Annotated in this window: 13 protein-coding genes and 1 pseudogene; 7 read left to right on the top strand and 7 right to left on the bottom strand. The window is 44.9% G+C overall.

Going from position 1 to position 15,825, the window contains the following annotated elements; genetic code table 11:
* Positions 1–215: 215 nt before the first annotated feature.
* The 4 genes from FIS9605_RS0123300 to FIS9605_RS0123285 all read left to right on the top strand — a co-directional run bounded on the left by FIS9605_RS0123300 (position 216) and on the right by FIS9605_RS0123285 (position 7,118).
* Positions 216–3,098 (top strand): NHLP bacteriocin export ABC transporter permease/ATPase subunit, encoded by a 2,883-nt coding sequence (locus FIS9605_RS0123300; RefSeq protein ID WP_026734746.1) that lies wholly within the window; start codon positions 216–218, stop codon positions 3,096–3,098.
* A 796-nt stretch (positions 3,099–3,894) separates the two neighbouring features.
* Entirely contained in the window at positions 3,895–5,715 is a 1,821-nt protein-coding gene (locus tag FIS9605_RS0123295) for a two-partner secretion domain-containing protein (protein WP_155960491.1), read from the top strand.
* Entirely contained in the window at positions 5,660–6,793 is a 1,134-nt protein-coding gene (locus tag FIS9605_RS0123290) for an S-layer family protein (RefSeq protein WP_026734744.1), read from the top strand. The genes FIS9605_RS0123295 and FIS9605_RS0123290 overlap by 56 nt, the downstream gene beginning before the upstream one ends.
* 133 nt (positions 6,794–6,926) lie before the next feature.
* Positions 6,927–7,118, top strand: a complete 192-nt coding sequence (locus tag FIS9605_RS0123285) for a hypothetical protein (protein ID WP_026734743.1) — start codon at positions 6,927–6,929, stop codon at positions 7,116–7,118.
* 769 nt (positions 7,119–7,887) lie between these two features.
* Here FIS9605_RS0123285 and FIS9605_RS0123280 read toward each other — a convergent pair.
* Complete coding sequence (locus tag FIS9605_RS0123280; RefSeq protein ID WP_026734742.1) at positions 7,888–8,850, bottom strand: AraC family transcriptional regulator; 963 nt, start codon at positions 8,848–8,850, stop codon at positions 7,888–7,890.
* Positions 8,851–8,993: 143 nt separating this feature from the next.
* Here FIS9605_RS0123280 and FIS9605_RS44305 point away from each other — a divergent pair, with 143 nt between their 5' ends.
* Positions 8,994–9,155 carry a hypothetical protein gene (locus FIS9605_RS44305; protein ID WP_231510433.1) on the top strand — a complete coding sequence of 54 codons (162 nt, stop codon included), beginning with the start codon at positions 8,994–8,996 and terminating at the stop codon, positions 9,153–9,155.
* A 32-nt stretch (positions 9,156–9,187) separates the two neighbouring features.
* Entirely contained in the window at positions 9,188–9,667 is a 480-nt protein-coding gene (locus FIS9605_RS0123275; RefSeq protein WP_231510432.1) for a DsrE/DsrF/DrsH-like family protein, read from the top strand.
* 37 nt (positions 9,668–9,704) lie between these two features.
* On the opposite strand, the gene FIS9605_RS41180 is transcribed toward FIS9605_RS0123275, so the two are convergent.
* From FIS9605_RS41180 to FIS9605_RS41175, 3 genes and pseudogenes are all read right to left on the bottom strand, one after another.
* Complete coding sequence (locus FIS9605_RS41180; protein WP_072032413.1) at positions 9,705–9,908, bottom strand: hypothetical protein; 204 nt, start codon at positions 9,906–9,908, stop codon at positions 9,705–9,707.
* A 311-nt stretch (positions 9,909–10,219) separates the two neighbouring features.
* A complete protein-coding gene (locus FIS9605_RS0123265; RefSeq protein WP_063748474.1) occupies positions 10,220–11,179 on the bottom strand; it encodes a LysR family transcriptional regulator in 960 nt (319 codons plus the stop codon).
* A gap of 41 nt (positions 11,180–11,220) precedes the next feature.
* A pseudogene (locus tag FIS9605_RS41175) lies at positions 11,221–11,923 on the bottom strand (IS1 family transposase).
* A 152-nt stretch (positions 11,924–12,075) separates the two neighbouring features.
* Here FIS9605_RS41175 and FIS9605_RS0123250 point away from each other — a divergent pair.
* Complete coding sequence (locus FIS9605_RS0123250; RefSeq protein WP_026734738.1) at positions 12,076–12,960, top strand: aspartoacylase; 885 nt, start codon at positions 12,076–12,078, stop codon at positions 12,958–12,960.
* Positions 12,961–13,074: 114 nt separating this feature from the next.
* Here the strand turns inward: FIS9605_RS0123250 and FIS9605_RS45430 are convergent, their stop codons facing one another.
* The 3 genes from FIS9605_RS45430 to FIS9605_RS37890 form a co-directional block, all read right to left on the bottom strand.
* Positions 13,075–13,203, bottom strand: coding sequence for a hypothetical protein (locus FIS9605_RS45430; RefSeq protein ID WP_442854720.1), 129 nt, complete (start codon positions 13,201–13,203; stop codon positions 13,075–13,077).
* 146 nt (positions 13,204–13,349) lie between these two features.
* A complete protein-coding gene (locus FIS9605_RS0123245) occupies positions 13,350–14,297 on the bottom strand; it encodes an arginase family protein (RefSeq protein WP_026734737.1) in 948 nt (315 codons plus the stop codon).
* A gap of 221 nt (positions 14,298–14,518) precedes the next feature.
* The gene (locus tag FIS9605_RS37890; RefSeq protein ID WP_035140004.1) at positions 14,519–15,055 is read right to left on the bottom strand and encodes a MarR family winged helix-turn-helix transcriptional regulator; all 537 of its coding nucleotides are present in this window, start codon (positions 15,053–15,055) and stop codon (positions 14,519–14,521) included.
* Positions 15,056–15,825 lie beyond the last annotated feature (770 nt).

The following is a 15,825-nucleotide window of genomic DNA, read 5'->3' as shown; positions in this document are numbered from 1 at the left end:
CTAATATGAATTTATAAAGGTCAGTAATAGGTAATAGGGAATAAAGCTACCAATGACCAATGACCAATTTTATCTGTGGTCGTTACTACCATAAAACTGAATTTTGCAATCAATCTATTAATTGGTGCGGCTTAAAGTGAGTTCGGCTAATTTACATTAGACGTAATTAAAAATTAAAAATCAATTTTTGTATTTAAAATTGGAGCGAAGCGACAATGCGGGGGCAAATATACGAAATTAAAGCCAATGAACCAATACTGCTGGATGATCCTTCTAGGGTTTGGGTAGTTCAGTCCGGTTCCATAGCATTGTTTGTCGTCACTATTAAAAATGGTGTGATTAAAGGCACTCGTCGTTATCTATGTAGCATTGGTCGGGGAGAGGCTCTTTTCGGAACTGCTGCCAATTCTTTTCAGCACCATCAAATTTTGGCAGTGCCAATAGGGGAGACACAATTGCTACACCTACAGCCTGAATATTTCAGAGAATTAACAACCAATGCAGATGATAGGGCGATCGCTTGGATTGAAAATTGGTTGCGGCAACTTAGTACTGCACTCTCTTATGTTGCTACACCTGCAATTCAAGTCAAGGCTGCTTTGCCAGCACGATTTACTCTCAATCAAGGTCAGACTTTCCAACCTGAATTAGGTGTTGTCTGTTGGGTACAGTTGCGGCAAGGGACTGTCCGCTTTCTGGGGTATGAGGAACTGGCTTTAACAAGTGCAGCTAGAATTTTTCCTCTCACTTGTGCGATGTGGTTAGAAGCTCAAGAGGAGGTGCAACTTACAACTGTTGCTACTTCAGAAATTCGCAACCCAGAGACTATTTTTGCAGGATTATCCCAACTTCATACTCAAATACTCTACTGCATTCATTTCTTAGATGAACAAGAAGCACAGGAAGAATTGGAACGGTTGCGCGATCGCCAGCGTTTAAATCATCAAGTAACAGCGGAAGCTCTAGGAGAACTGGCATCAACGCTAAATTACCAAAAGGTCGATTTTTTTCTAGAAGGTGCACCTTTGTTGGTTGCTGCTGGTGCGGTAGGCAAAGCTATGGGCGTGAAAATTCGCCCTCCTGCTCGCTCCGAAAATCTTAAACGAGTAAAGGAGCCTTTGGAGGCAATTGTCCGGGCTTCAAGGGTACGAATGCGGCGGGTACTGTTGCGGGACAACTGGTGGCAGAAGGATTGCGGCCCACTAGTAGCTTACACCCACCAAGATAACCGACCGATGGCGTTGCTGCCCCTAACTCCAACTAGCTATGAAATCTTTGACCCAGTTGAGCAAAACCGCGTCAGGGTAGATGAGCACATAGCCTCTACACTGGCTCCCGTTGCTTATACGTTTTATCGGTCTTTGCCCGATCGAGCAATCAAAGCTTTCGATATACTCTTGTTTGCTCTGAAAGGACGTAAGAGAGACTTGCTTGTCATTGTATTTACTGGTATTGTCGTCACGCTTTTGGGAATGCTTACACCCCAAGCCACTGCAATTATCATGGACAACGCAATTCCAGATAGTGACAGGGGGTTATTGCTGCAAATTGGATTGGGGTTGTTGGTTGCTGCTTTGGGCACAGCCCTATTTCAGCTAACTCAGGGGTTTGCGATCTTGCGGATGGAAACAGCTGGGGACGCTTCGACTCAGGCAGCTGTATGGGATCGGTTGCTGAACTTGCCGATATCCTTTTTTCGGCAGTACACAACAGGAGATCTGCAAGCTCGCGTATCATCAGTGAGTACGATCCGTCGTCAACTCAGTGGCAGAACCCTGATTAATCTCATTAGCAGTTTCTTCACATTGTTCTACTTGGGGCAGTTATTTTACTACAACGTCAAATTAGCCCTAGTTGCTGTTGCTGTCACCATAGTGGCGATCGCTGTGACGATAATTTCTGGTTTACTTCTAGTCCGCAAAATGCATCCGCTACTGGAAGTGCGAGGAAATATTTTTGGACAGACAGTGCAGCTCATCAATGGCATTTCTAAACTGCATGTTGCTGGAGGACAAGAACGTGCCTTCGCCGCGTGGAGTAAAAACTACACTCGGCAAGTGAAGCTCGAACTGAGCACGCAAAAAGTGGAAGACGCGGTTGTTTTTTTCAATACAGTGATGCCTTTAGTCACTTCTGGAGTACTGTTCTGGTTTACCGCCAAACTGCTAGAAGAATCTCAGACTCAAGGAGAGATCGGACTATCCCTTGGCACTTTCCTGGCTTTTCACACAGCCTTTGGCAACTTTACTAGAGGAACAACAAACCTGAGCAATACAGTTACTGAAATTTTACAAGTTGTCCCGCAGTGGAAACGTACCCAGCCAATTCTGCAAACTATACCAGAAGTGGATCTCAGCAAAACCGATCCTGGTAAACTCATTGGCAGAATTGTTGTGGATCGCGTTACTTTTCGCTACCGCAATGATGGGCCACTGATACTGGATGATGTCAATATTTATGCAGACCCTGGGGAGTTTATTGCTCTTGTTGGCGGTTCTGGAAGCGGTAAATCGACTATATTCCGATTATTACTTGGATTTGAAACTCCAGAGGCAGGTAGCATATTTTACGATGGTCAAGACCTATCTGGGTTAGATGTAGATGCTGTGCGCCGACAGCTGGGTGTGGTGTTGCAAAATGGTCAACTTCAGTCAGCATCGATTTTCGAGAATATTGCTGGTGGCGCACAGATTACATTCGATGAAGCTTGGGAAGCAGCACGGATGGCTGGATTAGCCGAAGATATCGCTGTCATGCCAATGGAGATGCATACTGTGGTTAGTGAAGGTGGTGGTAATCTTTCTGGAGGACAACGCCAGCGACTATTGATTGCTCGTGCTTTGGCATTGAAACCCCGGATTTTGCTCTTTGATGAGGCTACTAGTGCTTTAGATAATAGGACTCAGGCGATTGTCAGTGAAAGTTTAGAGCAGCTGAAGGTTACTCGAATCGCGATCGCTCACCGACTGAGTACAATTCGTTCGGCTACACGCATCTATGTACTCCAAGCAGGTCGAATTGTGCAACAGGGAAGTTTTGAAGAACTGGCTTCACGCGAAGGATTATTTGCCGAGTTAATGCAAAGACAAATGGCGTAGTTGGTGGAGAAATCATCTAAAATCTCGTGGGACAGCAGCGACAGCTCTATCAAAGATTTGCATTAGACATCTCCAGCAATTAATTATGCGTTATACCGTTTCACGTTAATCACAATACATATAAATTTTGTAGAGACGCGAAATTTCGCGTCTCTACTCTCTGTATTTGTATCAGAGTTTTTGTGAAATGGTATTACCAAAAATTCTTATAGAGACCGTAAATTTACGGTCTCTACATTCTTTAAAAGTTTCCAGAAATGGGCTTGCAGTCATCTGATATGATGATCGAAGTTTGGGAAAAAGTGGTGCTTATGAATTAACTTAGATAACCTTTGATTAGGTAGTTTGTTGATAAGTTGATCGGGTTGATTAAACGTAATTTCGCGTTATGGCTGTTAGTAGTGAGCCAGTGCCGCAGGGCGGCTTAAGGCAGGGTGCGACTGGTGTAAACGCGCGCAGCACGGCTCAAGGTAGAGTACCCGAAGGGCTTCTTGTAGAGTAGTAGTTTGTCAAATTTGAATTGATGGATCGCAAAGTTCGTAGTCAGGACTTTAGTCCTGAATTTTTAAGCACGCTTGGTGCTTACTACAAACCCTCAAAACTAGCTTGAAAATAGGGGAAAGGGGAAAGGGGAAAGGGAAAGAGATTTTCATTCCCTCGTTGTGGGCGAAAAGTCTCTGGGGTTCTAGCTTGACAGAGTAGTAGGGTTAGTAGTTACCAATCTTAATTGAAGAACGACGATGGATTCTCCTGTTTCTGGGTGCCCTTTGCCAAAAATATTATCTACTCAGAAAAAATGGCTGAAAACTTACGCGGTTCTTACTGGCTTTTAAAATTAGTAATTTCTTTATCAATTAGTAGTGCATACATCTATTCTTGGGATTGCACCTTTGCTCAAATTACCCCTGATGACACTCTACCCAATAATTCCACTGTCAAATTAGAGGAGAATATTAGGACTATTGAAGGAGGAACTCAAGCTGGCAGTAATCTTTTCCACAGTTTTGAGCAGTTTTCTATACCCACTGGCACTCAGGCTAACTTCAACAATGCTCCAGATATTCAAAACATCATCAATCGCGTCAGGGGTAAATCTGCTTCTATCATTGACGGTCTGATTACAGCCAATGGCTCGACTAACCTGTTTTTTCTCAATCCGAATGGAATTATTTTTGGACCAAATGCCCAATTAGACATCAAGGGTTCATTGATTGCAAGTACAGCAAGTCACCTCAAGTTTGCAGATGGCACTTTGTTTAGTGCGATCGCTCCCCAAAGTACACCTTTGCTAACTGTGAGTGTTCCCATTGGCTTGCAATTTGGGGAAATAGCAGGAGGTATTAGCGTACAGGGATCTGACCTAAAAGTGCAACCTGGTAAAACTTTGGCACTAGTGGGCGGTGATATGACGTTGCAGGGAGATCGGCAAGCGGCTTTAGAACAACCGAATCTGACAGCTTCAGGAGGACGGGTTGAACTAGGTAGTGTAGCTGCTGTTGGAGAAGTGAGCTTAAACCAGAAAGATAACGATTGGGTACTGGGGTACGGCTCTGTAAATAATTTTGGTAATATTCGGTTGGAAGACGGAGCGTATATCGATGTTAGCGGTGCTGGCGGTGGTGATGTTCAGATTCAGGGCAATAATTTGGCTTTAACTCAAGGCTCGTTGATTTTTGCCGACACACAAGGTACAGAGACTGGTGGAGAAGTGTTTATCCGCACAATAAAGGGGGTTACTCTCACTGAAGATTCGCAGATTACTGCCGATGTTTTAGAAGAAGCGACTGGATCTGGGGGAGACGTAACAATTGAAACCGGGCAGTTGAGTATCCAGGGAGATGAGTCAAGGATAAGAGCTGGTACCTTAGGCAAGGGACAGGGAGGAAATCTTAGCATTCGAGCCTCGGAGTTTGTGGAACTAGCAGGAAAAACAAAAAGCGGCTTGTTTACTCAAACTCAAGGTGAGGGAGATGCTGGAAATTTGACGATTACCACTCGACGGTTAAGTTCTCAGAATGGAGCGCGAGTATCAACTGCTACTCTAGGCAAGGGACAGGGGGGAGATTTATCTGTAACCGCTGCCGATTCCGTGGAACTAGTTGGTGCTGGTAGCAGCTTATCTACTCAAACTTTAGGTGCTAAAGGTGCTGGGAACTTAACAATTCAGACCAGTCGCTTGAGTGTCCGGGATGGGGCACAAATATTAACTCGTACTCTCGATCAAGGGCAGGGAGGAAATTTGTTGGTGACTGCTAGTGATTTGGTGGAATTGCAGGGAACAGGAACATTAGCGAATGGGCAGCAAATTCCTAGCGCTTTATTTACTCAAACAGAAAATGTTGGCAATGCCGGAGACTTAACAATTACTACTGGGCAGTTAATTGTGGGAAATGGGGCGCAGATATCTACTGCTGCTTTTGGTCAAGGAAAGGGTGGACAGATATGGGTTAATGCTTCCGATGCAGTTAATGTTTTTGGAGTTGGCATTAATAGAACAGCAAGTGGATTATTTTCACGTAGCACTAATGAGGGACAGGGAGGAAACATCACTATTGATACCAGTGCTTTTCGTTCGGGTAGCAGACAATGGAGTTGTAGATGCCCGCACTATAGGTGAGGGAAATGCTGGCAATATCACGGTGAATGCAAATACTTTGGAAGCTGTTAATGGTGGACAAATCCTTACCAATGCTTTCACAGGCAGCAGTGGCTTTGCAGGTAATATCACAGTTAATACTACTGATAGGGTCACTATATCTGGCAGTGCTCCCTTTAAACGGTTTGTCCGAATTGGTAACAATTTTGTTGAGGATGAATCTGCTAACAGTGGCTTGTTTGTTCGCTCTCAAGGGTCAGGGAGTGCAGGCAACCTTCAGTTACGATCTCGTTCCATTCGCTTGGACAACCTTGGGGAAATTACCGCTGAAACGGCATCCGGTAATGGCGGCAATATTTCGTTACAAAACCCAAATTTATTGTTACTAAACGGTAACAGTCGGATATCTGCTACCGCAGGCACTAACCAACAGGGTGGAGACGGGGGTAACATCACCATCAATGCCCCTAATGGCTTTATCGTTACCATCCCTGATGAAAACAACGACATCACTGCCAATGCCTACGATGGTGAAGGGGGAATAGTCACAATCAACGCTACTGGTATTTTTGGTCTAACACCGCGTAGTCGAGAAGACCTTGTGAGACTTTTGGGAAACAACGACCCAACTCAACTAGACCCTCAAAGCTTAGTAACTAGCGACATTACGGCAATTTCTCAAACAAACCCAAATTTAAATGGTCAAATAACCATCAACACTCCCGATATTAACCCCAATCGAGGATTAATAAACTTGCCAACCGAACTAAGTGAACCGCAAATTGCCCAAGGCTGCCAAGTAACTACTGCTAAAAATCAAAGCCAATTTGTAGTCACCGGACGTGGTGGCTTGCCACTTAATCCAAGAGTTGCTTTTAACAGTGACACACCCCAAGTTGATTGGGTAACACTCACTCGTTACCATAACAATGGTAACAGTCGAGTTGTTGTAAAAAATTCTCCTAATCCCACACCACTAAAAATTATTGAAGCTGCTGGGTGGGTAAAAAATTCCAAAGGGGAGGTAATCCTCGTTGCTAGTGCGCCTACTGTCACGACTTACAGTTATTGGCAGAGATCAACTAGCTGCGCTGGTTAAATTTACAGCCTAGTTAAAGATATAAACTTTTGTGAATAAATGACATAATTGGTAAAAAAAATTACGCTTTGAGAGAAAATTAAACAGAAGTGATTTTACCTCTAAGGTGAACATAGTCTATTGAGTGATTATCATGAATCATTCCTCTAAACTACAAATCTTGGATTTAGACCATAGTGAATCAATTATTGAGCAAGAAATTACAGCTGCGGAAGCTGTAAAAATCGTAGGTGGTGGAGGAACTTCACCTGTAGACCCTATTGATGACCCTCCTGGGCTTCCCTGTTTTTGGACTTTGGACAAAAAGAAGCTGATTCCCGGATGATGTTCGCGAACAAAAAACTAGGCGTCATAAATTACCCCAGTGATTTTTCAAACTGAGTAAAACTTAGTTAAATGCAGGGTTATTTCATTCTAAAAAGTTGCTTAAGTGTGTCTAGTCCAAAAGAGCAGAGTCGCTGAGCTTGCGCCATGTTCTCAAACATTTGGTCTCGATATAGGAATCCGGTTTGATGATTGAAAAAATCTAAGTACACGTAAAGTGTGCGATCGGCGAGAGTACGGCACCAAAAATATAGAATGGTGCGTTAGCCTTTGGCGTAACGCAACGGCAATAAAGGGGGAGGAAAATCCACACCCCTTTTTGCCTCCCCTACGTATCTTTTCAAAAATCAAATACTAGTCCTAATGATTGTGCTTGAGAATTTGGCGTTCTGATTCAACTCGAATAAAAGTTTTCAGGCCAGGCTAAGAGTGTCTGACATCAAGAGTTTGACAAATAGGGGTTTATGTTCGGGTGCGATCGCTCCTCCCAATTTACCAACCATTTGGAGACAGCATTAGGTAAAGTAGCAGCAAGAGTAATTTAGTTCAAGTGCGATCGCCCTTCACACCCCATCACCCATGACCAACATCCACAACCTGGGATTGACCGATACTGAATATGCCCAAGGCTACGACTCCAACAAGTAATTGCAAGGATAGCGATCGCATTGTGAGAATTTTGGGTTAAAGAGCAATTTTATTTTTGTAACCCTTTGTTAGTAAGACTAAGAGCCGTTACGCCACTTTTACCCCTATTAGGATGAAATTGCTTACATTAACCCCCAGTGATGACGCCATGCCCCAGGAGGCTTTCCTGCATAGCGCTTAAACGCACGATTAAAAGCGGCTTCTGACTCGTAACCGACTTGACTGGCAATTTTGGCAATGCTCTCGTCTGTATTTTGCAGGTGGTGAGCTGCTAACTGGAGCCGCCATTGTGTGAGGTATTGCATCGGCGGTTGCCCTAGAAGTTCACTAAAGCGGGTCGCCAAGGCTGAACGGGAAACACCAACCTGTCTAGCTAGTTCAGAAACCGTCCAGGGATGAGCAGGATCTGCATGTATCCAGTTCAGTGCTTGACCGATGATTGGATCGTTCAGGGCAAGTACCCCACCCATTTGTTCTTTCGGGGAATTTTGCATGTAGTTCCGCAGAATTTCAATAAACATGAGTTCCACCAGTCGGGTCAATAAACACACACTTCCTGGTTGAACACAGTCTGCTTCTTGAATAATGTACTGGACACCAGTTTTCAGGAGTGGTGCAGTCAGATCTGCAAACACCTGAATGTGCATGAACCCTGGCAAGCTTTTTAGGAAGGGATGCAGTACCAGTTGCTCACATTGCAAAAATCCGCACACTAGGCGAGTTATCTTCCCACCACCGCCATAGGTCAGGGTTGGGGGTTCTTGCCAGGGTGGAGCAGGCAGCAATTCAGCAATCGGGATCGGTGCTCCCTCAAGGCGATCGCCCAAAATGTGAGCATCTCCGTGCGGAAAAATAATGATATCACCAGGGGAAAGTGCCTGACAGATATTGGTTTTAGCTTTTACCCAGCAGTTCCCCTCCGCAACAATGTGAAAAGGAACAATATGGGTTGTATCAGACTGGATCGTGTGCGCGAAGTTTGAGCAAGAGGGGGTCTCAATGAGCCAGGGGGCAGAAAACTCTGGACGCAGGTCAATGACCCCAGAAAATCGGATGACCCGCAGTATATCCGAAAGCACATCCATAGGGTGATAGGGTGATGGGGAACGCATAAATACACACAAAACGAGCAAACCTTTTAATTCCTTGGCTTGGCGGATTCCAATTGGGGGTGGTTTCTCACTCGCGATCGGGTTTTCGCAACAATCCACTCGAATGGTTGCAATTTGTGCAGATTTTTTCCACGGTGCTAGTGGAAGTAACCTGGCTGTACCAGCAGGTATCGCCTGGAGCTTTAGTCAAAAATCCTAGTGTCTTAGTCATTGCATATTTAAGGCAAATAGTCAAGTATAGAGTTACGGCGATAGGCGACGTGGGAGAAGTTCTATAAGCCTGAGCAATTCAGGGTTAACCTACAGTTCAATGCGCTCAATTCTGATTGCTAGTTTTTTGCGATATCTGTTGACCAATCGAAGGAAAATCACCATGAAAAAGATGGCTATTGTTATTCGAGATGACGCATACGATCGGCTTTACACGCCATTGACATTTGCTTATGTTGCAGCGAAACAGGGCGTTGAAGTTAACATTTTGTTTGTGCTATGGGCAGTGCGGGTTCTAACAGAGCAGGGTGCTAAGGCGGTCAAAATCGATCGCCAGCACGCTACAGAAGAAGAGTGGTTCAAGGACAGAGTGCGGCGTGACGGCGATCCGCTTGCGATCTATGATTTCATCAAGTTGGTGAAACGGACGGGTAACGTGCGATTCTACGGATGTCAACTTGCAGCAGCCACGTTTGACGTGACCGAATCACAGCTTATCCCAGAGGCAGAGGGCATTGTAGATTCGCTCTGGTTCTTGGAAGAGAAGGCGATTAAGGCAGATCACTGTCAGTATTTCTGATACCGAACGCGACTCTCGATATAGGCGATCGCACTATTCAATCATCAGGAAATTGCCAAGCTGAGATACGTTCAATGTCTTTGCTGTTACATCTAGTACACGCACAGTCAAATATTGAATCCATCCATTCATAGCCGCAAGTACGACAGTGGCAGAAAATATTATTGCGATTTGCATCTTTTATACCCTGATGCCATTGGCGCTGTTGCTCAGAATTAGAGAAAGGAAAACTATCGGACATTTCAGTAGGGCTTTGATTGCATCAAATAAAAGTCTACTCAAGTAATTGCCCCTATTTATCCCAGTTTTCCTTTGCTTATGGGGAAACTGAGCGATCGCCCTTCATTGTTAGAAGAAAGTTAAGGATGGATCGCACCCAAACGTGACAAAAGACCCCAACTATTAGAAATTTAACTCAAATGTGGTGCCTTTAAGTTTTGGGTTGGGATATGTTTCAACATAAGTTTTGATAATTTGTTGAAAAGCCTCTGCATAGCTAAATGCAGCTGCTAACTGCCCCCAACTGGGAGTGCGAGAAAATTTAATTCCTCCTCATGAATGAGGGCGGAACTCGCTTTGCTGTGTCACATCTTTAATGACTTTAAGGAAGTTGTGCAAGGCAGTTGATGAATTATCTCGTTGCCAAACAACTGCGATCTGGCGAGTCAAATTTGCGTTTTGAATGGCGCGATAAACCACACCCTGGCGCTGAAGATTTTGGATATTGCTAGGCAAGATCGCGACCCCAAGCTCAGATGCAACCAAGCTGAGAATAGTCATTGTCCAGGTTGCTTGTACGTTTTGAATCTTGGGTTGAAAGCCTGCCTGCTCGCAAAGCGTCAAAACCTTTTTATAGAAGGGCATAACATCAAGTGAGGGCAAAATAAACGGTTCATTCTCTAACGCTTTTAAGGGAATTTGGGTTTGGGTAGCAAGGGGATGGGTTTGTGGCAGCGCAATCACAAAGGGTTCTTGAATAATTGGTTCAAAGCTCAAGCTTGTATCCTGCTCGTAGGGACTGGGAATGCTTTCAAACCCCATATCCAGCCGATGCTCCCGCAGTTGTTGAATTTCCTGCTCCACCGTGAGTTCGCGCAGTTCCAGTTCCACATCTGGGAAATTCTTTGTGAACTGTCGTAGAACATCAGGAAGAATGCCATTTGCGATTATACTACCTATACCGACTGTTAAGTGTCCGATCTCACCTCGACTCGCTCGTTGTGCTTGAGTAATTGCCCGGTCGATGTAAGTTAAACCAAGCTGCGCCTGTTGGAAGAAAACTTTCCCGGCTTCTGTAAGCTCAGGCGGTCGCCGCTTGCGATTGAACAGTTTTACTCCAAGCACTGTTTCAAGCGATTTAATCCTTTGACTGAGAGCGGGTTGTTCAATGTTTAGACGTTGAGATGCTTCACTGAAACTGTGCTCTGCATCAACGATCTCCATGAAATAACCTATCTGTCTCAATTCAAATTTGCTGAGGTGTCGAAAGTTGATCGCCGATCTGGCTATCATAAGTTTTAAGTTAATTTATTATAATCAAATAACCGTAGACATTATATAAGGATTTTGCCCGTTGCTGAATGAAGGGATGATATCATTGATGTAGGTACAATTTGATACTTCAAGTAGTGAAGTAATAATTTAAGTGAGTATCGAGCGCATTTCTTCGGTCTTAGAAGAGCATAAAGTTTTTCGGTGAAGGCGTTCAAGATAATGACGCAATCGGGTGTTTTCATTTTCCACTCGCGTCATATATGTTTGACTGATAATTTGGTCTCCATCAGGGATAAAACTTGGGTAAACTTTCCAGCCATCGGTAAGATAAAAATAACTTTTCCACTGTTTAACAATTTCCCACAATGGCTCAAACGTTTCAGCACTGTGGTCTCCTAAAACCCACGCTAAAATACCTTGACTAAAATGATTTAGTGCTGTCCACAACCAAATTTTGTTTTTTTTGAACCGATGAATGTCTCTAATTCGTCTAGTTCTCCAACCTTTGGAACTATATCTTCTTTTGGTACATCCGGCAGTTTTTCTCCCAATTGTTTAATCCAATAAATGATGCTAGTATGATGCACACCTTTGACTCGTTCAATCGCGCGAAAACCCATACCGTTGAGGTACATTTTTACGCATTCTTTTTTGATCTCTTCTGAATATCCTTTCGGCGGATCGTACAGGTCGAGCAACTGGCGGTCGCATTTGATACAAATTTGCCCGCAGCTTACCTCTACGCTTTCCGTTCTTACGAATTTCCCTAGACCCACACTATGGACATTCCACAGTAGATCACCTCAATTCATCCCTCTATTATGCAACGCCGGATTTTGTTTTGATTGTTGATGTAGCAACACCATTACATTCTCAGTGCGAATCTTCATCTGAGAAAAGGAATCGTTATTCACATGAGCAAAATCTCGCGTGTTGTAGTCGTGGGTTCCACCCACGGCAATGAACTAAACGGAATCTATCTGGTCAAAAAATATGAACGCTCGCCCCAGAGACTTGCGCGTTCGGGCTTTGAAAGTTGTACGCTGCTTGCTAATCCTAGAGCACATCAACTGATGAAACGGTATGTGGATACCGATCTCAACCGCTGTTTTCGTCAACAGGATTTGGAGAACACTAGCCTATCTACTTACGAAGCACAACGAGCCAAAGAAATTTACCGCAGATTTGGGTCACAGGGTAGCCAGCCAGCCGATTTAATTGTTGATTTGCACACCACAACCGCCAATATGGGTCTCACCCTGATTGTTGCTCTTCAGCATCTATTCAACTTACAGTTAGCGTCCTATCTGACATCAATCCATCCAAGCATCAAGATACTTTGTCCGCCCACACAGAATCTAGAAAATCCGCCTTACCTAGACTCAATTAGTCAATTCGGCTGCGTTTTTGAAGTAGGGCCTGTGGCTCAGGGTGTACTAGATGCCACTTTATTTCAACAAATGGAAGCACTGGTTGATTCAATTCTGGATTATGTAGAAGCTTGTAACCACCGAACCCCGCTTTCTAGAGAGAATACACTCACCATTTATCAAACTATTGAGAGTGTTGACTATCCCAGAAATGAAACTGGAGATCTCAAGGCAATGATTCATCCTCAGTTGCAGTTTAAAGATTACAAAGCCCTACATCCTGGCGACCCGATATTTTTAACCTTTGATGGACAGACAATCACCTATGAAGGTGAATCAATCGTTTTTCCTGTCTTTATTAACGAAGCTGCTTACTACGAGAAAGGGATTGCAATGTATTTGACCAAGCAGCATCAATGCATCATCTAGAACAGATCGAAAAACTAGAACTCAACAGTCAATACCTCAATTATGTCGAGCACGTCTTAATTTGTGTATCATGAGATCGCCAATTTATAGAATCATATTCAAGCCGAACTGTCGCTAATGTCCGGTTGCGATCGCCAGATCCATTGAGGCAACCTCTCCATAAACATCATTTTCTGGCGAATAAAAATCTGGATATTCGTCAAGAAAAAATAAGCCATAGCGTCCGAAACGTCGTAGAGCCAAGAGATTTCCTAGCAAGATGCTACAGTCTCCTCCCAAAACCACTGGAAAGCATTCAGAGCCAATAATCTGTTCGATAACTTATGAAAGCGATCGCGAGATGAGATTGTATTTCCTCCTATCAAGATCGTCACCTTGCTAAGACCACCTCAGTCTCCAACAGGTCGGCTGAAGGCTTGGGCTAGGTTTTGGACGAAGGCGCGCAGCGCACGGGTTGAGGAACCATCCTCTGCCCCGTGCGTGGGATTGACCTCCGTGATTGTGAGTCCCGAAAAACGTGAATCCGCAATGAGTACCTCAAGCACGCGCGTAGCTTGGTGAAGCGTCAATCCAACATCACGCGACGCGGTTGTATCCGCGATTGGCGTGTCTAGGAAATTAAGAACGTCGACGTCGAAGTGAACGAGAAGATGGTCAAGATCATGACCCCAGGTCTCTAGAAGCCTCTCACTCTCACCAGATGGATCGCGCGCGACCGTCTCCCAACCGACCACACGAATGCCAAGTGTCTGGATCTGTTGACGCTCGAAATCGGATGCCTGCTCCGGGATGAACCCCACGATCGCTACGTCAGACGATCTGAGCAGCGGACAGCGAGATCCGATCTCGGTGAGCGCGGGCACTGCTCCCTCTAAGCCCAGCATATGGGCGACCCCCATCCAATCGAGCGACTCGGAAAACTCCCCCGTCCCATCCGGCACTGAACCTGGAACGTTCATGTCTGCGTGTCCGTCGAAGTAAACGAGTCCAACCCGATGTCCAGCATCAAGGTTCGCCGCGACCACACCGATCTCTATGCTGCAATCTCCCCCGATGACGAGCGGCAGATGTCCTGATGCCAGCGCGCGGGCAACGCGCGAGCGGGTGTGACCGACATACTCAACTGTAGGCTCGATGTTCGATGCCGTAAGTTCGCCGGGATTGTACCGCGATGGCCAGATCGGCGGATCATCTTTCCGCTCAATTACGTCGTAACCCACGTTGCGAAGCGAGGCGGCAAGTCCAACTGCACGTATCGCTGCTGGCGCTTGCTCGATCCCAGCACGGTAAGCACCAGCACTTGAAGGAATGCTGATGATTTCGATCTTGCGTGTCATGTTTCCTGTCCTCTACTAAATGGATAAATGATTGCTTTGATAGTTGCAGCTATATGTATGCGATATACATATTTAAGAACAACTCGTTGATGGAAGTTTTGAGATAGCTTTCGAGTCGTTTAGCTAGGCATTGCGTTCGATATCAATAGATAGTTGCATCGCTTGGGGTTTTGAAACCATTCTCCAAAACCGCCAGACGAACGCGATCGCCGCTGCCGCATTCAAGCCTTTGCCACGTACTGAAGATGTTGCTGCCCAACTGGACAGCACGCTTGTGGACAAACTTCGATTTCACACAGTCGACAAATTACGTCAGACTGAGTTTCATCCGTTGTGATTGCAGTCAGCATCTTCTCAACTAACGTTGTAAGCTGCTGCTGCTCTTGCTCGGTTAAACAATCCAATGCAAGCTGTAACTGCTGCCGTCGTTGAGCTAAGATTTCCTTACGTCGCTGTTGCCCTGCCTCAGTTAGAAATAAAGCGAGCGTTCGCCCATCGGCTCCTGCTCGTCGCTCAACGAATCCATCTTTTTCCAGTCGATCAATCAAGCGTACCGTTCCGGGATGCGACAATTTCAAAATTTGCCTTAGCGTATTGATGGAAATGCCAGGTTCCATCCCCAGCGTGACGAGCGCCGCAGGGGTTTCTCCGCCATGTCCAGTCGAGGCTTCGACCGCAGACTGAAAGCGATCGCTTAACCCCAAAGCTAAAGCTCCTAGAAGGTTTAAGGTGCGCTGGTGTTCTCTGATAACAGCCATATTGGGTCAATTAGTCGCTCGACTCACTATAATGTATGCATCATACATACAATTTCGCTGCTTGTCAATAAGCGAATTGAGTTGGTTCTTACGTGTGAATGGCATTGTTTGGATACAGAGAAGCGGAGTACCGCCGTGGCGAGACTTGCCAGAACGTTATGGAAAGTGGGAGAGTGCGGCCACAAGATTTGATCGGTAGCAAAAAGCGGGAATTTGGAACCAAATCTTAGAACATCTGCAAGCGAGCCTCCTAAAGGAGGAGCTTCGCTAACGCAGATGAGCAAGGAAAGCTCGATTGGCAGGTTCCGGCCCGTTGACGCAACAGTGATCCGTGCCCACCAACATGCGGCAGGTGGAAAAAAAAGAAGCAGGGAGTTGGGATATCTTAGCAAAGGGGAAATTTCCTCCCTCTGCTAAGAGGCTCCCCGCCCCTCCGCCTCTTCCCTCCCACGGAGTGGATCGCCCTTCGGTAATTTAAAATTTAAAATTTAAAACCTTCAGTAATTAATTTTTTTATTTTTCATTTTTCATTTTTAATTGAAGCGTAGTGTCTGCTCCCTTAACCGAGCGGTATTGGCGTAAGTCCTACCTTAGTTTATCTGGTTAATCGTTAACAAGTATTAAGCTCTAGTTTACAGAGAATTGGTATTAGTACACTCTTCAATTCATCTTGACATTATCTCTTCAAAAAACTAAAACAATTGACAATTAAAAACTTTATTTATTTGTGAAAACTTAATTATTTGATTATTTAATTGTTCCAAGTTTGT

Source organism: Fischerella sp. PCC 9605 (genome assembly GCF_000517105.1).
Classification (GTDB): domain Bacteria; phylum Cyanobacteriota; class Cyanobacteriia; order Cyanobacteriales; family Nostocaceae; genus PCC9605.
This window is presented reverse-complemented; position numbering and strand designations above follow the sequence as displayed.